The sequence below is a fragment of the Achromobacter sp. FW305-C-13 genome (assembly GCF_058783475.1).
The window spans coordinates 1,004,329-1,026,567 of record NZ_JBYSYN010000002.1; the positions used below are offsets into that span (position 1 = coordinate 1,004,329).

General features: G+C 64.3%; 21 protein-coding genes. 8 read left to right on the top strand and 13 right to left on the bottom strand.

Annotated features, from left to right (window positions below; genetic code table 11):
- Window positions 1–143: 143 nt before the first annotated feature.
- From AC3WMU_RS15980 to AC3WMU_RS15990, 3 genes are all read left to right on the top strand, one after another.
- Entirely contained in the window at window positions 144–731 is a 588-nt protein-coding gene (locus AC3WMU_RS15980) for a TetR/AcrR family transcriptional regulator (RefSeq protein ID WP_006226828.1), read from the top strand.
- Window positions 732–846: 115 nt separating this feature from the next.
- On the top strand, window positions 847–1,362 hold the full coding sequence (locus AC3WMU_RS15985) for a hypothetical protein (protein ID WP_006226829.1): 516 nt from the start codon (window positions 847–849) through the stop codon (window positions 1,360–1,362).
- Between the two features lie 60 nt (window positions 1,363–1,422).
- Window positions 1,423–2,028: a hypothetical protein gene (locus AC3WMU_RS15990; protein WP_006226830.1), complete on the top strand. Its 606-nt coding sequence runs from the start codon at window positions 1,423–1,425 to the stop codon at window positions 2,026–2,028.
- 10 nt (window positions 2,029–2,038) lie between these two features.
- On the opposite strand, the gene AC3WMU_RS15995 is transcribed toward AC3WMU_RS15990, so the two are convergent.
- The 3 genes from AC3WMU_RS15995 to AC3WMU_RS16005 form a co-directional block, all read right to left on the bottom strand.
- Window positions 2,039–3,292, bottom strand: coding sequence for a hypothetical protein (locus AC3WMU_RS15995; protein ID WP_006226831.1), 1,254 nt, complete (start codon window positions 3,290–3,292; stop codon window positions 2,039–2,041).
- Between the two features lie 52 nt (window positions 3,293–3,344).
- Window positions 3,345–3,725, bottom strand: a complete 381-nt coding sequence (locus tag AC3WMU_RS16000; protein WP_234704845.1) for a hypothetical protein — start codon at window positions 3,723–3,725, stop codon at window positions 3,345–3,347.
- A 308-nt stretch (window positions 3,726–4,033) separates the two neighbouring features.
- Window positions 4,034–4,954 carry a LysR family transcriptional regulator gene (locus AC3WMU_RS16005; RefSeq protein ID WP_006226833.1) on the bottom strand — a complete coding sequence of 307 codons (921 nt, stop codon included), beginning with the start codon at window positions 4,952–4,954 and terminating at the stop codon, window positions 4,034–4,036.
- Window positions 4,955–5,088: 134 nt separating this feature from the next.
- Here AC3WMU_RS16005 and AC3WMU_RS16010 point away from each other — a divergent pair, with 134 nt between their 5' ends.
- On the top strand, window positions 5,089–6,291 hold the full coding sequence (locus AC3WMU_RS16010; protein WP_006226834.1) for an L-dopachrome tautomerase-related protein: 1,203 nt from the start codon (window positions 5,089–5,091) through the stop codon (window positions 6,289–6,291).
- A gap of 62 nt (window positions 6,292–6,353) precedes the next feature.
- Here AC3WMU_RS16010 and AC3WMU_RS16015 read toward each other — a convergent pair whose 3' ends face one another.
- The 3 genes from AC3WMU_RS16015 to AC3WMU_RS16025 all read right to left on the bottom strand — a co-directional run bounded on the left by AC3WMU_RS16015 (window position 6,354) and on the right by AC3WMU_RS16025 (window position 8,734).
- Window positions 6,354–6,827 (bottom strand): DUF2269 family protein, encoded by a 474-nt coding sequence (locus AC3WMU_RS16015; protein ID WP_006226835.1) that lies wholly within the window; start codon window positions 6,825–6,827, stop codon window positions 6,354–6,356.
- Window positions 6,824–8,080, bottom strand: coding sequence for an SDR family oxidoreductase (locus AC3WMU_RS16020; protein WP_006226836.1), 1,257 nt, complete (start codon window positions 8,078–8,080; stop codon window positions 6,824–6,826). The genes AC3WMU_RS16015 and AC3WMU_RS16020 overlap by 4 nt, the downstream gene beginning before the upstream one ends.
- Window positions 8,081–8,203: 123 nt before the next feature.
- Entirely contained in the window at window positions 8,204–8,734 is a 531-nt protein-coding gene (locus AC3WMU_RS16025) for a GbsR/MarR family transcriptional regulator (RefSeq protein ID WP_006226837.1), read from the bottom strand.
- 120 nt (window positions 8,735–8,854) lie between these two features.
- Here AC3WMU_RS16025 and AC3WMU_RS16030 point away from each other — a divergent pair, with 120 nt between their 5' ends.
- Window positions 8,855–9,763, top strand: a complete 909-nt coding sequence (locus tag AC3WMU_RS16030; RefSeq protein WP_006226838.1) for a LysR family transcriptional regulator — start codon at window positions 8,855–8,857, stop codon at window positions 9,761–9,763.
- Window positions 9,764–9,860: 97 nt separating this feature from the next.
- On the top strand, window positions 9,861–10,874 hold the full coding sequence (locus AC3WMU_RS16035; protein WP_006226839.1) for a cyclase family protein: 1,014 nt from the start codon (window positions 9,861–9,863) through the stop codon (window positions 10,872–10,874).
- A 20-nt stretch (window positions 10,875–10,894) separates the two neighbouring features.
- On the opposite strand, the gene AC3WMU_RS16040 is transcribed toward AC3WMU_RS16035, so the two are convergent.
- Window positions 10,895–13,303 carry a mechanosensitive ion channel domain-containing protein gene (locus tag AC3WMU_RS16040; protein WP_492282817.1) on the bottom strand — a complete coding sequence of 803 codons (2,409 nt, stop codon included), beginning with the start codon at window positions 13,301–13,303 and terminating at the stop codon, window positions 10,895–10,897.
- A 256-nt stretch (window positions 13,304–13,559) separates the two neighbouring features.
- On the bottom strand, window positions 13,560–15,701 hold the full coding sequence (locus tag AC3WMU_RS16045; protein ID WP_006226841.1) for a laminin G domain-containing metallophosphoesterase family protein: 2,142 nt from the start codon (window positions 15,699–15,701) through the stop codon (window positions 13,560–13,562).
- Window positions 15,702–15,986: 285 nt separating this feature from the next.
- Between AC3WMU_RS16045 and AC3WMU_RS16050 the strand changes: the two genes are divergently transcribed.
- Window positions 15,987–16,430 (top strand): hypothetical protein, encoded by a 444-nt coding sequence (locus AC3WMU_RS16050; protein ID WP_234704846.1) that lies wholly within the window; start codon window positions 15,987–15,989, stop codon window positions 16,428–16,430.
- Between the two features lie 8 nt (window positions 16,431–16,438).
- Here the strand turns inward: AC3WMU_RS16050 and AC3WMU_RS16055 are convergent, their stop codons facing one another.
- Genes AC3WMU_RS16055 through AC3WMU_RS16070 form a run of 4 tightly spaced genes read right to left on the bottom strand, consistent with a single transcriptional unit; the run spans window position 16,439 to window position 20,107 of the window.
- Window positions 16,439–18,742 (bottom strand): T6SS phospholipase effector Tle1-like catalytic domain-containing protein, encoded by a 2,304-nt coding sequence (locus tag AC3WMU_RS16055; protein ID WP_006226843.1) that lies wholly within the window; start codon window positions 18,740–18,742, stop codon window positions 16,439–16,441.
- A complete protein-coding gene (locus AC3WMU_RS16060; protein ID WP_006226844.1) occupies window positions 18,735–19,514 on the bottom strand; it encodes a DUF3304 domain-containing protein in 780 nt (259 codons plus the stop codon). The genes AC3WMU_RS16055 and AC3WMU_RS16060 overlap by 8 nt, the downstream gene beginning before the upstream one ends.
- Window positions 19,515–19,561: 47 nt before the next feature.
- Window positions 19,562–19,831: a PAAR domain-containing protein gene (locus AC3WMU_RS16065; protein ID WP_006226845.1), complete on the bottom strand. Its 270-nt coding sequence runs from the start codon at window positions 19,829–19,831 to the stop codon at window positions 19,562–19,564.
- 21 nt (window positions 19,832–19,852) lie between these two features.
- Window positions 19,853–20,107 carry a hypothetical protein gene (locus AC3WMU_RS16070; protein WP_280026368.1) on the bottom strand — a complete coding sequence of 85 codons (255 nt, stop codon included), beginning with the start codon at window positions 20,105–20,107 and terminating at the stop codon, window positions 19,853–19,855.
- Window positions 20,108–20,237: 130 nt separating this feature from the next.
- On the opposite strand from AC3WMU_RS16070, the gene tssA reads away from it, so the two are divergent.
- Window positions 20,238–21,359 carry a type VI secretion system protein TssA gene (gene tssA, locus AC3WMU_RS16075; protein ID WP_492282644.1) on the top strand — a complete coding sequence of 374 codons (1,122 nt, stop codon included), beginning with the start codon at window positions 20,238–20,240 and terminating at the stop codon, window positions 21,357–21,359.
- Window positions 21,360–21,443: 84 nt separating this feature from the next.
- On the opposite strand, the gene AC3WMU_RS16080 is transcribed toward tssA, so the two are convergent.
- Window positions 21,444–22,238, bottom strand: coding sequence for an OmpA family protein (locus AC3WMU_RS16080; protein WP_006226847.1), 795 nt, complete (start codon window positions 22,236–22,238; stop codon window positions 21,444–21,446).
- Between the last annotated feature and the right edge of the window lies 1 nt (window position 22,239).

Consider the following 22,239-nt stretch of genomic DNA (forward strand, 5'->3'; position numbering starts at 1 on the left):
CAGCGGCCCCCGCCGCTTTGGGGGGCCTTGACTTGAAACCGACCAACTAGTAGATTGGCTGCATTGCGAATATCCGGGGCGACGCCATGGCGTGCCAAGAGCGGGGCTTTCGCGCGTTTTTCAGCAAATCAGAGTGGATTCCTATGAGTTTGGCGCTTTCCCCGCGGGCCCTCGAGATCGTCGAGCAGACCAAGCTGCTGCTCGCTGCCGGCGGCTATCACGGGTTCAGCTATGCCGATGTGTCCGAACGGGTCCATATCGGCAAGCCCAGCATCCATCATCATTTTCCGGCCAAGGCGGACCTGGTCCTGACGGTGGTTGCCCAACACCGCGAACAGGCCCGCGAGGGGCTGGCGGCGCTTGACCAGCATGTCCAGGATCCGCTTGCGCGGCTGACGGCGTACACGGAATATTGGGCCAAGTGCATCCGCGAAGGTTCGATGCCCATGTGCATTTGCGCGATGCTGGCCGCCGAATTGCCTTTGATTCCCCAAGCGGTCGCGGACGAAGTGCGCGCCTATTTCCATGAGTTGACGGGATGGCTCGCCGCGGTGCTTGAGGCCGGCGTCGCCAAGGGGCAATTCCATGTGCGCAATGGCGTCCAGGTGGAAGCGCAGGCCTTCATGTCGACCATACATGGCGCCATGCTGACTGCCCGGGCGTTCGGGGATGCGGAGGTGTTCGCATCGATCACACGCGGGGCGATCAAGCAGTTGACCGTTCCGGCCTGACTGGAGCACGAAGCGCGCCACAGCGGTGCGCCGTTTTTTTAGTTTGTTTACCGACCAACTAGTTGGTTGTTTTCGGAAATCACCGCCGGCTTGCCCGGCTGAGGAACCTTCGTCCATGCCACATCCCATTTCCGCCTTGGGCGCCGCGCATACCCTCATCAGCCTCGTGCCCGCCACCATCGGCCTATACAGTTTTGCACGGTATCGCGGGATCGACAGCGCCACGCGAACCGGCAAGATCTATCTGGTCGGGCTGCTCGTGGCCGTGCTCACCTCGTTCGGCCTATCCAGCTCTGGCGGGTTCAACGCAGGGCATGCGCTGGGCATTCTGGCGCTACTCTCGGTCGCGGGCGCGCTGCTTGTACCGCGGCTGCCATGGCTGTCCCGGGCGCATCCCTATCTGTCGCAGCTGGGCTTTTCCTTCAGCTTCTTCCTGATGTGGGTGCCCGGGATTGCCGAGACGCTCACGCGCCTGCCGGTGTCTCATCCGCTTGCCGAGGGGCCGCAATCCCCCCTGGTGCGCGGCGCTCTGGCCACGTGGTTCGCGCTGTTCCTGGTGGGTTGTGCGGCGCAGTTGCTGTGGATCCGTTCGCAACGGCGCGCCCAGAGGGCCCCGGCGCGGCTTTCGTAGCCGCCCTTGCGTCATGACCGGGACGTCGCGCGGTCCGGCGCGACCAGCCAAGGAGTTGCCATGAATGCCAGAGCCATTGATCCGATGGGCACCGCCCGGATTGACGATGTCCGGGACCCTTATCGCGCCGAGCGGCTGCGTACCCAGATGCGCGCCGACCGGGTGGCGCGTCCGCAGGCACCGCCGTTCGCGCGCATCCAGGCGGCGCGCCCACCGGCTGTGCCGACGGCGGCCGCGCCGCAAAAGCCAGTCATCATCAGGCAAGACGATCGGGATCAATCCGTGAATCCGCTGCGCGACCAATACGCGGCGCACTGTCTGATGCACGCCATCGAGGCCTTCCATGACCAGCAGGCCAGGTTGGAGGCGCAAGCGCTGGCCGGCAATCAGGCGTTAAAGGACGAACAGGTCGAGCAGCAAGCGCGCGCGGAGGCGGCCAATGACCTGGGCACGATCCAGGGCCTGCTGCCGCTGCAACCCTATCGCTTCGTGGCGGGGGTTCCGCCGATCATGGTGCAGCAGGTGGCCGCCGTGTCAGGCGCTGCACCGCTTGCCGTGGGCCCGGTGGCCCATGCCGCGCCGTTGCGCAACGCTACAGACGACGCGTTCAGCACCCACGCAAGCACGCGCGAGCGTGCGCGCCGCCCGCGGAAAGAGGGCGCCTGATGCACTGATTTCAATCTTCCAGATACGCTTGCCCGCCGGGCTTCAGATAAGGCGTCAGCGCCTGGAACGGCACGGTGGCGTGCGTGCCCAGGCAAGCCCCTGATGCATGGCCCACGCCGGACACCGACAGGCTTAGCGCGCCCGGCGTCTGTGCGCCCAGGGCCAGATACTGCGGCCAGAGATCCGCGCAGTCTTCCAGGTTGGGATGTTGATCGGCGCGGTCCTCTGGCGGCCCAGCCTTGACCACCTGGTTCACCACCGCAAGCAATGCGGGGCTGGCCTGCCGGCCGACGCTGCGGCTGGCCGGCACGTACGCGTCGAACACGCGATTCCAGTCCAGGTATTCGCCGCGCAGCAGGTCGAAGGTATACGGTTCGAAATGGTTGTCGGGATGCGCACCACCGCAATCCAGGCTGCCCGCTTCGGTCACCGTCATGAGCGAGCGCGACAGCCACGTGACGTTCACGTTTTCCTCGTCGAATCCGCCCAATGTGCCCGCGCCGGAATTCGCGCTGGTGTAGGCGGATGCCATGCACTCCAGTGCTCCGAGGCTCTTGCGCCAGTGGCGTTGCTCCAGCAGGTGATTGATGCGCTGCATGACCTGCGGATCGGGATGCCGGCTCAGCCGCGGGTACGCGAATTTAGTGCGCGGGTCTACCCACATGCGATAGGCCACCGCACCGCGGCCGATATCCTTGCCTACCGGTTGTGCGTGGCCGGCCAGCTTCAGGGTCTGGTAGGGCGCACGCGTGGCGTCTATTGCCGCCTTGATATCGACGTCGCCAAGATCAACCTGCGCGGCCCGCACGGCGTTGCCGTCACGCGCCAGTTGCTCGGTGTCGTACTCAGCGACCCGCCGCAAGTCGAAGTGGCGTTGCTTGCCGCTGCGGGCGTCCGTCCATTGCCCGCGATAGCCTTTGGCATCGCGCACGCCCTGCCAGCTGGCGACGCGGTCGGCCGGGCTGATCGGGGCCTTGGCCGAGGCCGGTGGTTGCGTCGGGTGCAGCTTGGGTTCGAACAGGACCTCCTGCGTGCCGCGCAGTGGGATATCGACGCCGTTTCTGGTGTAGAAATAGCGTCCGCTCAACCCCCCGTCAGCGCCCGCGTCGTTGTCCAGTTCCAGCACGATCTGGCCGGCGCCTTGCAGTGTTCCCTGATAGACGGTTCGCTGGGCGGCGTGGGCGTCCAGGCCAGCCAGCGACAAGGTGGTCAGCGCCACGGCGCCAAGAAGGAAACGCTGACGGCGAACGGCCAGTGCGAGCATGGGAAGAGACATCCGGGAGGGGGCGGTCTGGTCGGTGATGAGGGCGTGGCGACTACTGCGGGCGCGTCGCCGAAATCGCCTTGAGCTGCGCGCAGGTCTTTTCCTTATCAGCCGCGCTTAGCGAGCCCAGTTGACCTTTGGTCGCGGTGTACGACTGCGAGAAGGCAGCGTCGAAGTCCGCGGCAGCCATGCCCTGCGCGCCTGCCGCCGTCTTCTGCTGTTGCTTCATCTGGTCCAGCTGCGCGGCCGTATAGGCATTGCAGTATTCGGCGGCGGCATGCATCTGGCCGCTCAGCCCGGCCAGGTTGGGCATCTGGCCGGGAACGGCCTGCTGCGCTACGGCGGCGCCGCTTCCAAAGGTCAGGGCGGCGGCCAGCAAAGCGGCCTTCTGGCCGCGAGAAACAACGACGCAAGCTTGCTTGAGAATCGGCAATTCAGGTCTCCAAGGGTATTAAGGTTCGGGTTGCGCAGCACCGCCGGCGATCGTGTTGCCGATGCAGCGGGTGCAATATGCCCGGTTCGTTGTTATTAGCTTATGAATCGATGCAACGACATGTATCGCCAACCGCTCAGGCCGGCGAGGCGGCTGCTATCGGGTCTTTGCCGTCGCTACTGCGGTCCCGGATTTGCGTGCGCAAATCGCATATGCCGGATCTCCTGGTCGACGTTGCGCGCCTACATTTCGACACAAAATGCGGCGCGACATCTTTGCCCGGATTCCAGGCTTATCGACCCCTCGATTCAATCGCGCGGTTTGGCTGCTGCCTCCAGTCGGGGGGCAACTTTCTCCGCCAGGAAGTCGATGAATACGCGCACGCGGCGCGCCATATGCCGCTTGGCCGGAAACACCGCGTGCAGTTCCTCGACGTCGCCGGGATTGAAGCCGGGAAGGATCTCGACCAGTCTGCCCGCCTCGATTTCGTGATCAACGTGGAATCGGCCCAATCTGCTGATGCCCATGCCCAGCAGGGTCAGGTCAAGCATCGTCTCGCCATTGTTCGTGAGCAACGAGGTGTGCAAGGACAAGGCTGTCGGTTCGCCTTCAACGAGGAAGGGCCACTGCGCCACGGATCGCCTAAAGTTGAACCCCAGGCAGACATGGTTGTGCAGATCGGAGGGCTTGTCCGGCGTGCCGTTGCGTGCCAGGTAGTCCGGGCTGGCGACCACGGCATACCTGCTCAGGCCGAGCAGCCTAGCCTTGTACGAAGCGTCGGAGAGTTTCCCGACACGCACGGCGACGTCCACGCGCTCTTTCGTCATGTCGACGACCTGATCGGTGAACGAAAGATCAAGGTCGATCAGGGGATACCGGGCACGGAACTCGGGCAACAACGGCAATAGCTGGCGCGTGCCGAAGGGAAGCGACGCATTGACCCTCAGCACGCCTTTGGTTTCGGTGGAGCCTGCGCCGATGGCCTGTTCGGCCTCGTCGATGTCCTCCAGGATCCTGAGGGCGCTCTCGTAGAAGTCTTTCCCCTCCGTCGTCAGGACGAGTTCGCGTGTGGACCTTAGAAACAAGAGCGTCGCCAGCCGGGCTTCCAATCGCGTGATCAGTTTGCTGACGGCAGACGGCGACAGATCCAGCGTCTTGGCGGCGCCCGAGAAACTTCCCGTCTGCACGACGCGCACAAATATGAACATTTCCCCGCTGCGATTATCCATTTATGCATTGTCCTTGCTTGCATCTTTGAATTTCGTTCCAAACAGCTGTTCCTGGAATCCCCTGTTTTCGCACGCCGGATACAGCGAAAGTTCACCGATCCATTCAATCATCACGTCGGCGCAAGGGCTGGGCAATGATTACCACATTTTTCAAACGTGCCTCGATCGGTTTCGTGGGCGCCTTCGTGTTTGCGGCGCACGCGGTTGCGGCGGAGCCGCCTGTCATTGAACGCTGGCGCAGCTACAGCGGGGTGACGTGGACGGCGGCCGCCGACGCGGCCCAGTCGCCGGCGCCGTTTTCCGGCTCGGTGAATGCGCCCATCGCCGGACTGCACTTCGATCGTGCGGGCCGTGCGTTCGTCAGCACGCCGCGCCTGATCGCCGCGAATGCACCTGCAACGCTCAGCATCCTGGATACCCGGGTCGATGGCGGCAGCGCCCGCCTTGGCGCGTTCCCGTCTGTCGAAGGCAATGCGGTCAACGGTGCACCCGCGTCCAGCCTGCGCAACGTGCTTGGGTTCCATGTGGATAACCAGAACGGTTGGCTGTGGGCGCTGGACATGGGGTTCGTCGCGGGAGAGAGCGAGGCGCCTGCCGGCGGCCAGAAGCTCATCGTCTACGAGCTGGCCACGGGGCTTACCGTCAAAAGCATTCCGTTGGATGCCGTCGCCGACCGCAAGGGCAGCTTCCTGAACGACGTCGCCGTCGACGAAAAGCGCAAGCTGGCCTATCTGTCCGATAGCGGGCTGCGTAGCGCGCCGAACAACCAGGCCGCCATCCTGGTGGTGGACTTCGCCAGCGGCACGGCGCGCCGGGTCTTGAATCAGCATGCCTCGGTCATGCCCGAGCCCGGGGTGAAGGTGGTCTCGCACGGGGTCGACGTCTGGCCGGGAAGCCCGCTCATCCTTGGCATCAACGGCATCGCCCTGTCGCCCGACGGTGAGACGCTGTATTGGACTGTGACGACGGGCAGGCACGCCTATGGCATCAAGACCCGGCTGTTGCGCGACAGCACGAAGACGGATGATCAACTTGGTGCCGAAGTCAGCACCCTTGGCGACACGGGCGGCAACACCGATGGCATCGTCACGGATGCGCGCGGGCGGCTCTTCATCACCGACGTCACCCGCAACGGCATCGTTCGTTACGACCCGGCCACCGGGGCGATGAAACGGGTGGCCTCGCACGACGGCGTATGGTGGCCCGACACCGCCACCATCGCCCCGAACGGCGATCTCGTCTTCACGGCCAGCCATCTCAACGAGCACTTTGCCGGTTCGGTCAAGGCAGGCGCCGAGCGTTATGAACTCTGGCGGGTGGACATCAATCGGGATTGAGCACGTGCCGGCCAAGTCGGGGTGACGTGGCCGGCCGGTCTACGCCCGGACCCTGTCGCGTCCTACAGCGCCGGCTTGAGCACCATCAGGAAATACACCACCACCATGGCCAGGAAGGCGGGATAGCCCAGGCGTTCCCACCATTGCGCAAAGCGCCAGTAGCGCGCAGGCAGGGCGGTGTCGCCGGCGGCGTGGGAAGCGGCCGCCATTTTGGCCATCTCGTACTGCAGCCACACGACCGGCAGCCAGCACACGCCTGCAAGCAGATAAAGCGCGATTGACAGGGTGACCCACGGCGTCGTCCATTGCCAGCCGGCGGCATGCGCCAGCCACAACCCTGACAGGGGCTGGAAGACCACGGCTGGCGTGGTGAACCACAGGTCTGCACGGACCACCAGTTTCGAGACGGCGGCAATCGCCGGAATGGAACCCGTCCGGTTCGCGAAGAACAGGTAGAACGCCGTGCCGAAGCCGGTGCCCACCAGCAGCACCGATGAGAGGATGTGCAGGGTCTTGACCGTCAGATACAGATTCATGGCTTGGGTTCCTCGGTAAGCAGAATGAATAGCAGCGCAACGACGGCCACGTTTTTCAGGACGGGTCCGAAGGGATGCAGCAGGAATTCGGGCAAGGCCACGGCGATGACGGCCGTGTACGCCAGCACCAGCGCAAGCTGCGCGGCCCACAGGCGCCGGCCAGGCCACCAGAGCGTTGCGATGCCCAGTACGAAATCCAGCGCTGCGGCCAGGTACAACGCCGCCCGCGCGGCGGCGCCGTGCAGGCCGACGGGTTCCAGCAACGCGAGGCTGCCGGCCACGGGGTAGAGAAACGCGCTGCATACGGCCGTCCACAGCCAGATCAGCGCCAGCGCGCCGCGCAGCAGGCCGGGGCGCCAGGCAGCCAGCGCCTGGTGGCGCAGTGGCAGCGCGTCGGCGGGGCCGATAAAGGATTCGATGCCGGCGGGCGCGCGACCCAGCGCCCGGGTCGTCGTCGCGGCATCGGCCGTATTGCCCGCGCGCAGCATCCGCCAGGTGTCGCGCGTCAGCAATGACCCCGGCAGCCGGTTCAGCAACATCGCGCCGCCCGACACCAGCCATGCCGGCACGGGCACCTGCCGTGGCGGCGGAAATCCCATCGATGTCCGGTAGACCGCCAGCATCTGGCGAAACTCGACCTCTGTGCCGCCGACCAGGTTCATGCCAGCTGGGCCGTGATCGCCGCCGCGCAGCAGCCGGGCGACGATCTCGGCCAATTCGTCCACCCGCATGGGGCGCAGCCTCTGACGCCCGCCGGCCGGCAGCAGGTGCACCGGTACCGACGCCAAGGCACGGAAGAAGCGGGCCGACGCCCCTTGCTCGCCATAGACCAACGCCGGCCGCAGGATGTGGTGCGCAACGGGCAGCGATTGCAGGTAATCGTCGGCCGCGCGCTTGCTTTGGAAGTAGGAGGTATCGCCGTGTTCGGCGCCCAGGGCTGACAGTTGCACGATGTGCCGGACGCCGGCGCGGTGGGCGGCCTCGAACAGGGCGATCGGCGCGCGCCGGTGAATGTGGTCGAAAGTGGCGCCGGCCGCTTCGATCAGGATGCCCACGGCGTTGACCACCACATGGATGCCGCGCAGCCGATCCGTCCATGCGGCCGGGTCGGTGTCCGCCATGTAGTCAATGGCGATCTCGTCCGGCCGGGTCGCTACGCGCACGCCTTTCAGCACCCGATGGCCATCGCGCGACAAGGCATCGCAAAAGGCGCGGCCGACAAAGCCGTTGGCCCCGCACACCAGGATATTCATGTCGTTGCCTTCTTGGGTAAGCCGTTCATGGATGGCGTCGCTATTCTCTTATTTCTGCAATTTCTGTATAGACAGAAATTATTGGTCAAAAAAAGGGCGCGGTGCAAGGCCCGCCCTGGAGGATCACGACTTGGTACGCCGCATGGTCTTGCTGATTTTCGCGCCCATGCCCAGCGTCTTCATCAGGGTCTCGGGCTTCATGCGCAGCATCTCATCGGACCAGGTCGTCAGGATTTCCAGGAATTCCAGCGTCTCGCGTACCCGTTGTTCGGTGGCGCGGCTTTCGTTTTCGATTTCCGGACTGGCCAGGCTGTCGCGCAGCATGGTCAGCGTGGGGTCGATTTCGCGTTGCCGGCGGCCTTCGACGATGAGCTTGAACAGCTCCCAGATATCGGTCGAAGTTTCGAAGTGGTCGCGCCGGTCTTCCATCACGTGCACCACCCGGGCCAGGCGCCAGGCCTGCAATTCCTTGAGGCTGTTACTGACGTTCGAGCGCGCAACCCCCAGCGTATCGGCGATTTCTTCGGCGGGAACGGGGCGGCCCAGCAGATAGAGCAGGGCGTGGATCTGGGCGACGGTGCGGTTCACGCCCCAGCGCGAACCCATTTCGCCCCAGTGCAGGATGAATCGTTCGGCGATCGGAGTCAGTTTCATGGGGCCACTGTAGGAGGTTTCAGTTATTTCTGTCAAGACAGAAATAACTGAAACTCAGCCGTTTGGCGAATAGGGCCGATCACTGCAGAATCCCGGGATTCGCGTAACTTCGTTCCTGCCATGGACACCTTCAACTACATGCGCGCCTTCCGGCGCATCGTCGAACTGGGCAGCCTCGCCAAAGCGGCCGAGGACCTGGACGTGTCGTCCGCCGGCCTCAGCAAGCAGCTCCGTGCACTGGAAGCACACCTTGGCGCGGTGCTGATCCAGCGCACCACGCGCAAGATGAGCCTGACCGACACGGGCACCGCCTACTACGCTGAATGCTGCCGGCTGCTTGATGAACTCGATGCCCTGGAAAAATCCGTCAAGCAGCAGTCGCGGCGCGTCTCGGGCCGCTTGCGCGTGAACGCGCCGGTCTCCTTCGCGTTGAGCGTGCTATCGCCGTTGCTGGCGCGCTTTCTGCGCCAGTACCCCGAACTGAGGCTGGACCTGGCCATGGAAGACCGCCTGGTCGACGCCGTGGGCCAGGGCTTCGACGTGTCGATCCGGCTGCGGGCGCAGTTGGACGATTCCTCGCTGATCGCGCGGCGGCTCGCGTCGCTGACGCAAGTGCTGTGCGCGGCGCCGGCGTACCTTGACCGACGCGGCCGCCCCGACAGCACGGAAGCGCTGCGCGGGCATGACCTGCTGAACTACACCCTGGCCGACAGCCCCGGCGCTTTCCCCGACGAGGAAGCCGGTCAGCCGGCAGACCTGCCCGCCGGCCCCGCGCACGTCCAGGTCAACAACAGCCTGATGTTGCGCGACCTGCTGGAGGCAGGGTTGGGCATCGGCGCGCTGCCCTCGTTCCTGGCCGCGCCCGCCATCGCCGCCGGCAAGCTTGTGCACGTGCTGCCGGACCTGCCCGCCGCGCCACGCCATGTCTACGCCGTGTATCCCACCAGCCGCCACCTGCAACCCAAGGTGAAGGCGTTTGTGGACTTCCTGGCGGACCATCTGCCGGCGGCCATGCACGGCGATTGTTGACGCCCAGCGAATAAAGTCCTGCCTGTTGGCACCTTACTCGTACGACGGCTCCTCCGTAAGCTGGCGTCCATCGAAACGAGAAAGCACAAGGTGCATCATGACTATCCCCTATACCCGCAAACTGCTCGGCCTGGCGCTGGGCGCCGCGCTCAGCTTCAACGTCCTGGCGCATGGCGCGCCGTCCCGAGCGCCGGCATCCGGCCAGGAAGTGGGCATCAGCCCCTGGGGGCCGGACGATGAAATCGGCCGCTTGAACCTCATCACCGCCGAATCTCGCGCCGCCGTCATGTCGCGGGTGGCGGGCGGCAAGGTCTACGACCTGGCCACGGAATACTACGTGGGCATGCCCAGCTGGCAGGACGCGGGCGATCCGCACTACCAATTCTGGATGACTCACACGCCGCGCGGCACCGAAGTCGACGACCCGATGGGCGTGGGCGACGACATGAACGCCATGCGCAGCTACACCGGTACGGCGTTCTCGATGTACAGCCACACCGGCACGCACATCGACGCGCTCAATCATTTCGGCATCCACGGCAAGATCTGGAACGGCTTCCGTGCCGACGAGCATCTGGGCGACCGGGGCTGGAAGCGCACCGGCATCGAGAAGTTTCCGCCGCTGGTGGCGCGCGGCGTCCTGATCGACGTGGCGGCGCTGAAAGGCGTGGACATGCTGCCGGACCAGTACCGCATCACCCGGCAGGATCTGAAAGCCGCGCTGGCGCGCCAGAAGACCGAACTGCAACAGGGCGACATCGTGCTGATCCGCACCGGCCGCATGAAGCTGTACAACGACCCGGCCGCCTACATGGCCAAGCCGCCGGGCATGGGCCTGGACGCCGCCCGATACCTGGTCGAGGAAGGCGGCGCCATGATCCTGGGCGCGGACAACCTCAGCTTCGAGACCTTCCCGTCCGAGGTGTCCGACGACTACGTGCCGCTACACACCTATCTGCTGGCGCAGCAGGGCGTGCCTATCATCGAACTCGCGGCGCTGGACGAATTGTCGCGCGACAAGGTCTATGAGTTCGCCTTCATCGGCGGCCCGCTGAAGATCCGCGGCGGCGACGCCGCGCCGCTGCGTCCGGTGGCGATGCCGCTACGCTAGGAAGCGGTCGACATCGGGGGCTATACCGCCCGCGACGTCGACGGCGGGACGGCCTCAGCCTCGGCCTCGTCGCGCGCCTCGAGTTCGTTACCCAGCACTTCGGCCGAATCTTCGCCGCTCGTTTCCGGCTTCAGGCGACGGCGCGTGTGCCCTGCGGCGCGCGCATCCTCGCCTTCGTCGGGGCGTTCCGCCTGCAGCGTCACGTTGGCGGCCGGTGCGTAGCCCCGCTTGTCCTGCCCGAAGTAGACCACCGTGTGCGGATACGGCAGCTCGATGCCGGCCGCGTCGAAGTGCTTCTTCAACAGCCGGTTGTAGCCGCGCTGCACGGCCCACTGCATGCCGGGCGTGGTCTTGATCAGGATCCGGATGGTCACGCCCTTCTCGTTGACGGCCGTGACCCCGGCAACCGTAATGTCTTCCAGGATCTCGGGCCCCAGCACCGTATCGGTCATCAGTTCGGCGAAGGCGGCGCGCAGATGCTCGATCGCATCGTCCACGCTTTCGCGGTGCGCAATGGTGTATTCGCCCAGGTGGTACGAGAAGTCGCGCATGTGGTTGGCCACCACGTCCACCGACGAGAACGGCACCAGGTGATACCCGCCGTCCAGCGTGCGTATGCCCACGGAGCGTATCGTCATGCGTTCCACGGTGCCGAACACGCCTGCGACTTGCACCACGTCGTTCTCGTTCATGCCGTTCTCAAGCTGGATGAAGACGCCTGTGATGATGTCCTGTACCAGCTTCTGCGCGCCGAAGCCGATGGCCAGGCCCACCACGCCGGCGCCGGCGATCAGCGGCCCCACGTCGATGCCGATCTGCGACAGCAGCACCATCAGCGTCATCGCCACGATCACGATCAGCGCGGCATTGCGGAACAGCGCCAGCAGGGTGCGCTCGCGCGCGCTGGGCATGCCCCGTCCTTCCCGTTGGCTCAAGCGGTGTTCGATGATGCTGGCGATCACGGTCCAGGCAAGCGCCGCGATCAGCAGCACGATGACGATGTTCAGCACGACCTTGATGGCCGCCCCGCCGGCGTCCGAAGCCAGCCAGCGCGACAGGTCGAACGCGTGCCACGCATCCAGGATCAGCAGCACCACGACGATGCGGATGATCCAGCCGACTACTTTCAGGATGGCCGGGACGTAGGCGTTGACGCGCGCCTCCAGCAGCGGCAAGCGCCGTCGCAGGTCTTCCGACAATTGGATCGGCTTGGCCAGCACCGCGTTCAGCAGCAGGATCAGCAGGCTGCCCACGCCGATGACCAGCAAGGTCTGCGCGGTGGCGCGCGCCATGAAGGGCAGTGCGTTGGTGGGATCGATCTGGCTGACTACCAGCAGGATGGTGAAGTAGCCGATCCCCAGCACGTGCCACACGCGCGACAGGAAGTGCAGCCGCGAACCCACGAAGGTGGCCGCACCGGCGGCGTGGCGGTTCAGGCGTTCCCGTACCGACCGGCGGTTCTGCCAGATGACGCGCACCGCGTACACATACACCGCCAGCATGATGACCATGCTGGCCAGCCGGCCAAGTGCCGGCGACAGCGCCGCCGCCATCACCGGGCCGACCAGCAGCGTGCCGTAACCGGCCGCCGCGACGATGCGCACCAGCCAGGCGTTCCAGTATTTGGCCAATTCGTCGGACATGGGCAAGAGGCGCAGGTGCGGATGCCGCACGGCGAATACCGTGCGGACCACCACCTTCACGATCTCCACCGACACGAAGGCCCGCAGGAACACCGCGGCCAGCGTATCCAGCGTGCCGCGCCCGGGCGTGGTCCAGAGGGCGGCGGCCCCGCCCGCCATGGCGGCGAGCAGCACGACGCCCACGTCGATGGCGAGCGCACCCACGATCGCCCCGGCGCGCCGGTACAGCACGCGCATGGATGCCGGTGCGCCGCGAGCCGGCGAGGCAATGGACTCAGCGCCGTGCTCGGCCACCCAGCGGTCGATGCGCGTGTAGATGCGCATCGCGATCAATCGCAGCACCAGGAAGGCAATGATCGTGGCGATAGCGGCCAGCGTCAGGGGCAGCAAGGCCGTGCTGGCGGTGCCGGCGTCCATGCGCAGGCTGCGGCCCGAGGCCAGCGCGCGCATGTCGTCCACGCCCTGGCCCATGTCGGCGGCCACGCCCGTCAGGAAGCGCTGCACGCCATCGGCAATGCGTTCCTGAAGGCCAGGCTCTGTCGGCTTTTTGTCGAGTCCGGACGCGCCAGCCGCGCCGGACGGCGCCGGCTTGACACCGGCCGACTGCGCGCGCAACTCGTCCACCAGCGCTTTGCGGGCCTCGGGATTGTCCAGCAGGTCGGCGAGTGCCGCAGGGGTGAGCGCGGCCGGTGTCTGTGCGGTAGAGGAAGCGGCCGGTTGCGCCGGAGGCAGCGGCGCGGCGGCCATGGCGGCGGCTTGCCAGACGAACGACAGGCAACTCAGCATCGCCGCCAGCAGCAAGGCCGCCAGCCAGGGTCTCTCTCGTCGGTGCCGCCAGAAGGTGGCGGCAGGGGGGCGGGGCGGGAAAGAAATGGATGCTGTCGTTGCGAGTCTAACCACTAATAAATCTCCTCTACGATCAAGGCAAAAAACGAGGCGCGCGATCGCGGTCGCAACGCCGCTAGTGGTTAGATGATAAAGCCCCGCGGATTTTCAGGGCTTACGCGCCGCCGCCAGACCGGCCGGCGGCGCGTTTGCACGGTTAGCTCTTGCGAGCGGTCAGCCACTGCGTGGGTTGCAGCGCGCGGCCCACGATACGCACTTCGCCGATGCTGCCGAAAAAGCCGTCGGCACGCGCGCCATCCCACGAACCGGCGCCGATCACCCAGGGCATGTCGGCCGCAAGTGTCGCCAGCCCCGGCGCGTCTGACGTGTTGCGCAGTACCGGCGCGCCTTCGACGTACAGAATGGTCTCGTGCGTGGTGTTGTCGTTCACCACGGCGACGTGCATCCATTTGTCGGCGATGATCTCGCCAGACCAGTTGGCTTTGGCGTCGCGCGTGCCGGTACGTTCAGGCACCACTTCCCACTGGATCTCGCGCAGGCTGGACACCGCAAACAGCAGCGGCGGCGATTCCGGATCTCCACCGGAAAAGCCGGGCAGATTGCCGCGCTTGCCGTCGCGCGTCATGATGTTCATCCACGCGTTGCGGGATGCGGTCCAGTCGCGGTCGATCTTGATGAAGGCCTCGACGGTGTAGCCGTTGGGCACCGTTTCCGCATTCAGCACGGCCGCCGTGTCGGTGGTGAAGTAGCTCATGCGGGCGGTGTTCTTGTCGGTGTTCAGGAACCGTACGGACCCGGGCGCGGCCGACAGGTAGTGGTGATCGTTGGACCACACCAGGTCGCCCAGCTGCGCACCGGCCACGCCATCGACGTTCAGCGCGGCGCGGCGAACCGGGTTCAGGCCGGTGCGGTCGGCAACCACCTCGCCCACCTGCACCGGCTGGCCGTTGGCGCCGCCAAAGAAGCGCCAGTGCGCCAAGGTGTCCGGCACCTGCGGATAGTCTTCGCTGTCGGCGGCGGGCTTTTGCTCGGTGGCGGCCGGATCGGTGTAGTTGGCGAGGATCAGGGCGCGCGCCTGGTCGATAAGCGCCGTGTGCGACGGTTCCGCCGCCTTGAAGTCCTTGTTGAAGCCGCCAAAGCGCTTGGCGAAATCCATCTTGATGGTGAATTGCTCGTTGGCGCCGGTCAGGACTGCCTGGTCGAATGCGTTGAGGGTGTTCTTCGGCTTTTGGGGCACCCACGGCGAGAACGACAGCACCCGGATCTCGTTGTTGCTCAGGTCGAATTCGTACAGGCGCATCAGGCCATTGCCGCCCTGGTACGCCATCTGGTAGTCCACCACCATTTCTTCGACCGGGTTGCCGAAGGCATTGGTCTTGGTCAGGTGCGCGGCGCCATGATAGTGGCCGTTAAGCGTCATGAAGATCTGATCGTTGTCGCGGATCAGCTTGTCCCACAGCATCAGGCCGTACGGCACTTCCAGCGGGGTCACGCCGTCCTTGTCGATATTAAGCAGTTGGTGGTTGACAAGGATGACCGGCAGCGACGGGTTGGCGCGGATGACCTGGTTGGCCCAGGTCAGCGCAGCGTCGGAAATGCGCCACGACAATGACAGCACCATGAACTTCTGGCCTTCGGCCTGGAACACGTGGTACTCGTGAAAGCCGCTGGGATCGCGCCCGCCAAAGGTTGCCTGCTTCTTGGCGCGGTCGGTTCCGAAGGTCTGCAGATAGGGTTCGACGGCCAGGTTGCGCTGGGCGTCGGTGGCGCTAGCCTGGCTGCTTGCGTCGACGTAGTCGCGGTCCAGGATCACGTCGTGATTGCCGGCCAGGATGGAGTAGGGCACCTTGGCATCTTCCAGGATCGTCATGGCCGCATCGGCCACCTTCCACTGGTCAGGCTTGCCCTGCTGGTCGACCACGTCGCCCAGATGGATCAGGAACGGAATGCTGAGGGATTTGGCGTGGTCGGCGACCCATTGCGTCTGGGCCTTGTACGGTTCGCTGCCGTACTTGCGCATGAACTGCTGGTTTTCGGCGTCGGTTGCGTAGCGGGAATAGAACTGCGTGTCGGGCAGCACTGCCACCGCGAAGCTCGACACCTTGGCGGGTTGCGGCTGCGGTTCCGGCTGGGGTTGCGGCGCGGGGGTATCGGGCGCCGGGCTGTCCTCGTCGTCGTCGCTGGAGCACGCCGACAGCAAAAAGGAACCGCCTACCGGCAGCAGTGTCGCGCCGAAGCCGGCCTTGAGCAGGCTGCGGCGGCGCGGATCCGCGGCCGCCGGCAGGGTGGAAGGTGTCTCGGCAATGTCATGTTTGCCGTCGTGCTTGTCATGCGCCATCTGTGCCGCCCGTCTGAAAAAGTGGGAAGCTTAGAAACGCAGAATGACGGGATGATGAATGCGGGTATCCCCGCCGCGCGCATCGATCGGCAACACGGAATGGCCGTGCGGCGCCGCCATTTCCAGCGCTCCTGATGCGGATACAAGTCGGGGGCCACGGTATCCTTCTGACACAGGCCTCCCGGCCACGCACCCACAGCGGGCCATATACTTTGCGCCTGCGACGCGGCGGTTTTCGCGCGGCCGGGTGCTGACTTCGATTCGGGAGAGAGGGATATGGTACGCATGGACAAGGCGTTGGCGTTCGGGCAATCCCAAGGTAGGCTGGCCGTCACGTTGGCCCTCATTGGCTTGCTGGGCGGGTGTTCCGTGTCTTCCGGATTGTGCGACACGTTTGGTCCAAGCAAGCGCGCGTCGGTCGCCATTCCACAGGGGGCCTCGGCCGAAGAGGTGTTTGCTTGCATCGACAAGGAGACCCTCGGCAACGCAGAGCGCGGAAGCCTCTTCGATACCGGCTACGCCATCCGGGATGCCAAGACAGGCGTGCTCGAGACGGAACACTACGGCTCCAGCAATGTGACGGGCTTGCGGTTCCGGGCCGAAGTCTCGCAAAAGACCTCCACGCTGGATCTCTCGTTGAGAGGCGCTGGCGCTTACTGCACCGATCTCGGCGTAGACAAGGAAATGGCCCGTCTGACGACAGACGTGGCGCGCTGCCTGCAGCGATGAAAGCGATGTCAGATGGGCGCCTTGTCCGCTGAAACTCGGCCGATTGTCGCTTCGTCGATCCTCTGTGCGGATTTCATGTCCTGGCCGCGTTGCCGCATCTCAGCCTTGAAGTCCGTCTTTCCGAATACGTCTTTATCGCGAACACGGAAATAGAGGGTGGTGCTGGCTAACAGGTGGTCGGGCCAACTGCTTAGCATCGCGTCGTGAACCAGCCAGTCGAACAAGGACATGACCTTGGGAGGCAAGGGCTGTTTGCCCGCAGAGGCCTCGCGCCATACCTCCAATAGACGCTTTTCCATCCCTCGTTTGGCTTCCGATTCGGCGAGCGGGTTTGTCGGCTTCGGCGCTTTGTCGTCCTCGCCAATGGATTCGTTGCGCGCGCGCTCGCGATCGAGCATGTCCTGATCCGCCTGCCGGATCAACCGTACTTGCTCGGGTTGGTTGGCTTCCATCCACTTCTTGTGCTCTTCCAATCGGGTCTCGTCCCGCTCGGTCTCTTCCAGCGTCTTGATTTCTTCTTCCAGCCGTTGCCAGAGGGGCTTGAAACGTTTTGGTGGCAATTCCCCCCGACTAGCCACTGCGCGTTCCCAACGCTCATCCTTCAATTTCCTAAGCGCGTCCAGGTGCGCCCTCTTTTCTGAATCGGCCTGCGCTTCAGGGCTTAATGCAACGAACTTTCGTAGCTCCCTCTGATATTCCTGCTCGGGGGTGAAGTAATTGCGATCTTCGAGCCATTTTTCTGCCGGATCGGACAGGTCGCCCTTGAATACAGGATCCTGGTACCGCACCGCGAGCCATCTAAGGAAAACCTCCATGTGGGGCATGAAGTCGACGTTCGATTTGTAAGGCACGATCTCACGATAGGCGTCGACCAGCTCTTTGATATTGAAACTCTGCCCATCCGCCTGGATCTTCTGGCCCATCGAAAACTTCAGAAAGGTCAATTCACGTGTGTTTTTCAAACCTTCGATGCTGTGCATCGCCGCGCCACTCGTTAAAGCAAGATTGAGCATGTCGCGTAACGCCACGCGAGAGAGTTCTCCTCGAACCCCCAGGGCCCCTTCTGGGCTGACGCCGGTGACATCGCCGCTTGATCCCGGATAGAGATACTGCTCTCCGCGCGTTTTTTCCAGGCTGTCTAACCGCTGGTTGCGCCGCAATTCATGCGCCGCTCCGAAATGCACGCAACGTTCGACGGCAGCGGGAATGGTCAGAGTACGATTCTTGTGCGTTTGCTTCAAAAGGTCGGTAAAGGGCAGAAATCCCAGGAAGGTGTTTTCGTCCATGATGGACGCGACAGAGTCGAGCAGTCCGACAAACCGGATGGCGATCGGCGAATGCTGGCGATGCGCGGCGCTGTCGTCCCGCACAGCTAAGTCGATTTCACTGCGACGCTTGTACTTATTGACCAGATCGTTGACAAACTGCTTGGCAATCACCCCCCCGCGGTCGCCGCCGAATACAGTGATCTCGATTCGAGCGACATGGACTTCGGCATTCACGGCGTCATAGGCCGCCTTGAACTGGCGCAATGCGGCGTCCACGCGAGCGTCCACGCCAGTGCCCATCAAATAAGCGACGGTCTCGTTGTCACGGATGACGGGAACGCCCTCCAGCAGGGTTGCCTTGGCTGTTTCTTTCGCGCCGGTCCAAGCAACCTTCAGAGGGTTTTTCTTGAAGCCAGACCAGAACGATTTCAATGTGGCCCGGAGTCGGTTGGTCAATCGTTCAGGATCCCATACATTCCAGATGCGCACTACCTTGTCGGGGAGCGTCTTCACATCTTTGATGACGTCCTTATACGCCTTCACCATTGGCTGATAGGATCCCTCCTTGATGGCCTTTTGGGTCGCGCTGCGCAGACGCTTGAGCATGTCGTGCTCGGGGATTTCGTCGAGCCGCGACGCATTTTTGGCAGCGTCCTTTACCCGCTTGGCAGCTTCGCTGGCGAATTTGGCGCCAGCTGTTGTTGCGGCGTATATAAGATCGTCGCTTTTCGCGTCTTCGTTCAGTTCTGTGCCCAGGCCGGAATAGTAGAAGCGAAACCAGTGCTGATGGACCGGGCGGTCGAAATCTTGTTGTGTGAAGTGGGCTTCCCAAAGCCGGGAGACATTTGAGTAGAACGTCGGATGCGCGGCGTCGACATCTCGATTCCGGCCAAAGCCATCGAAGAAGAATCCCATCCGGATGACCGCGCCGCATTCGCGGCAATCGTCCTTGGGATAGGCCGACTGGTTTTGCGCCATGGCCTTGAGCACCGAGGCCGGCGTGCGATCCGCTGCTGGATTCGCGCCATCGTGCTGGTCAACCACTTTTTGCTCCCGGCGGTGTGCCTGCCTGCTTAAGTGCGGAAATCCGTTCGGCGGGCAGGGACTCCATGGCGCGGGCGAATTCGCCCGGTTGACGGTCTGCTTTCTGCAGCAGCGCATGGATGGCCGGGTCTTGATCGAAATCGGACGCGACCGTGAAGTACATCTTCATGTACTCGCGCATGTCGCTCGCGTTCTCGATGCGGTACTGCCCCCAAGATTTTTTCGTGACGCGCGCGATCACCCGGGTGAGCTCCACGCCGTCGCGGAAGTCGCCCAATGCCTCCTTGTGCTGGCGCCACAGCCAACGTGCGGTTTCGACGATAGGCAAGCGGGTACGTCCCGTGAGTTTTCGGCTAAGCGCCAGCTCTACGTGTTCGTCGGGGTAAATATGCAGTTCCAGATAAACCGGGCCCTGGCCTGGAGGGAGATCGGTGGCGGGGAAGCTCACCGGCTTCTCGCGGGTAAAGAAATACTGTTGCGGATTCGCGTCGTAAAGATGATTGCGCAAGACTTCGGAATCGGCCGCCCGCCATTTTGCCGTGAACTCCGTTCCCTTTAGCGTGTAGCAGCAAGCCACAGAACCTTCGCCCGCACCGACGCTGACTTGCATCGTGACGGCGCTGTTGCCAGCCTTGTCGGTCAGGGAAACGCTGTCCATGTCGAACTGCGTATAGTTATAGGCAATGAAGCTTACGCCTTCGTAGGCGGGCTCCCCCTTGCATCCTGCCAAGAGGCCGAACGTCATCAGGGCCGCCATCAACATCTTATGCATGCATCGCTCCAAAGTCTGCCGTCTGACGTTTGCAAAGCCTACGGCAGTCAACCGTACTCCAACTGATAGAAATTCTGGCTGGCGATCAGCGTTGCGCCGCACGAGGTGCGCATGCCTTCCAGCGCGGTCATGCGGTCCGAGCTGACGTTTTGCACCCCTTCGACGATGGTGTGCGTATCGCCGCATTTGGGGCAGGTGACGCGGTCGCCGACGCGCGCCATGGGTTGGCCGAAGATGACGACGGTTTCATCGCCGGTCACGACGACGCCGCCGTGCGACGTCTTGTCGCCCTTGCGGATGACGGAACGTTGGGACATGGGTGGGCGCGAGATATTTGTTTACAGATACGTGCCGTCCGGCGCCAGCCGGGCCGGGCCGACGACGAAGGTGCCATCGGGCGCCATGCGCACGGGACCGCCGCCACCCTTGTAGCTGCCGTCCGGTGCGCGTTGCGGCGTGCCGGCGACGTAGGTGCCGTCCGGGGCACGGGTGATCGGGCCTTCTCCGCCCACGTAGCTGCCGTCTGGGGCGCGGCGGGGTGTGCCGGAGATGAAGTGCCCATCGGGCAACATACGGATCGATTTCGTCGTCATGAATGCTCCTTGGGTGGGAGCGCAAATCATAGCGAAGCATCGTGATGCGCCTTGTAATAGGACGTGTCATCTTTGAACGTTATACGTAAGCAGATGTGGGATGATTTGCGCCTACGACAGACCTGAGCCTATGACCGACATCAACGCCTTGTTGCAACCGATCCCCGGCGATGCGCCTTGCGGCGTCGACCTGGTGTTTTCGCCTGAGTTCGATGCCATCCGCGAAGCGCGCCGGCACGACGACCCTCAGCTCGACCAGGGCGACTGGGTCATTGATCTGAAAGAAGCCGACTGGCCGGAAGTCGCGCGCATCTGTTCGACGGTGCTGCGCGAGCGCAGCAAGGATATCCGTATCGCGTCGTGGCTGGCGGAAGCCTGGGCCAAGACACGGGGCTTCGCGGGCCTGCGCGACGGTTACCTGCTGATCGACGGGCTCTGCCGGGACTATTGGGAAGGGCTGCACCCGGTGCCGGAAGACGGCGACGTGCAGCAGCGCGTGGGCAATCTGGCGTGGCTGCTGTCGCGCTCCCAGCAGCTGATCGGGGAAATCCCGCTGACGCAGGCGGACGGCGCGCGCTATGGCGCCGTGCTCTGGGAGGCCGCAAGCCAGCTCGCCAACGCCGTCAAGCGCACGCCCGACAATGCCAATGAACTGATCCGCGGCAAGCTTACGCTGGACCGCTTCGATGCCGCGCGGCGCGATACGCCACCTTCGTTCTATTCCGAACTCGATACGCAGCTGGAAGGCTGCGCGCAAGCCTTGGCCCAACTGGAGCGCACGTTGGACGAGCGCCTGGGCGATGAAAGCCCGGCGTTCTCGCGCGTGCGCGATGCGCTGCGCAATGTCACCGAGCTTGCGCACCGTTTTGCGCGCGACGCCGGCCTGCTGGTACGCGCCGACCTGGCGCCGGCACAGGCGCCTGTGACGCCTGCCGTTTCCGTCCGTGTGGAGCCTACCTTGCCCGCCGCCGACCATTTCCCTGCCGCCGATGCAACGCCCCATGTTGCCGTGACGCCAGCCGTGCGCGGTCCGATCCAGACGCGCGAACAGGCGCTGGCGCAGTTGCGCGACGTGGCGGATTTCTTCCGGCGCACCGAACCGCATAGCCCGGTGGCCTATCTGGCCGACAAGGCCGCGAGCTGGGGCGAGATGTCCCTGCACCTGTGGTTGCGCACGGTGGTCAAGAACGACGAGACCCTGTCGGGCCTGGAAGAACTGCTGGGCATCAAGAAAGCCGGCGACGGCAACTGACAGAATGCCGGCGACGGCAATGGGCGGTCAGGCCTTGCGTCTGGAGTTCCACGCAAGGCCCATCCCGCGGCCAGTCACCCGTTCTTAACGGGCCGCGCGGAACTCGATGCGACGGTTCTTGGCGCGTCCTTCCGCGGTGGCGTTGGTCGCCACGGGCTGGTCGGGGCCGGCGCCCATGGCCTCGAAACGCGATACTGGCAATCCCTTGTCCACCAGATAGTCCCGCACCGCATCCGCCCGCGCCTGGCTCAGCGCCAGGTTAGTGCTGCGGCTGCCCGAGCTATCGGTATGGCCGATGATCTGGATCTTGTCGGCGCGCAGCTTGGGCACCGCGTCGGCCACCCGGTCAAGCAGTTCGCGGCCGCGGGCGGTCAGGCGGGTGCTGCCGGTCTCGAACTCCACCACGCGGTTGCTCAGCAGGTTATCCAGCACGTCCTGCTCGTCCTTGCCGGCCGACACACGCAGGCCGTTGACGATCTTGTAGGTGGGGTTCAGCGACGTGGCGAAGGTGCTGGCGATCTGCTGGCGCGAGGCCTCATTGTCGACCTCGCCGCGCAGCCGGATCTGCGTGCCGTCGATTTCCAGCTGACCGCGGTTGATCTGCTTGAGCGGGCTGTCCAGCAGCTTGCCTACGTGCTGGGACCAGTTCGGCGGGGCCACCACGCCGCCCACGTCGATGCGGTCGATCACATTGCCCACGCCATAGACCTTCTGCAGGCGGGCCAGCACGTCGGCCTTGGTGGCCTCGTCCGGCACCGCGCCGCTGGCGACGACCTGGCCGGGTTGAGGGATGACGTTGGCGGGAACCACCGTGGCGGCATCCTGGGCATGGGCCGTGCACGACAACGCGGCGGCCAGGATGAGGGTAAGCGTACGCATG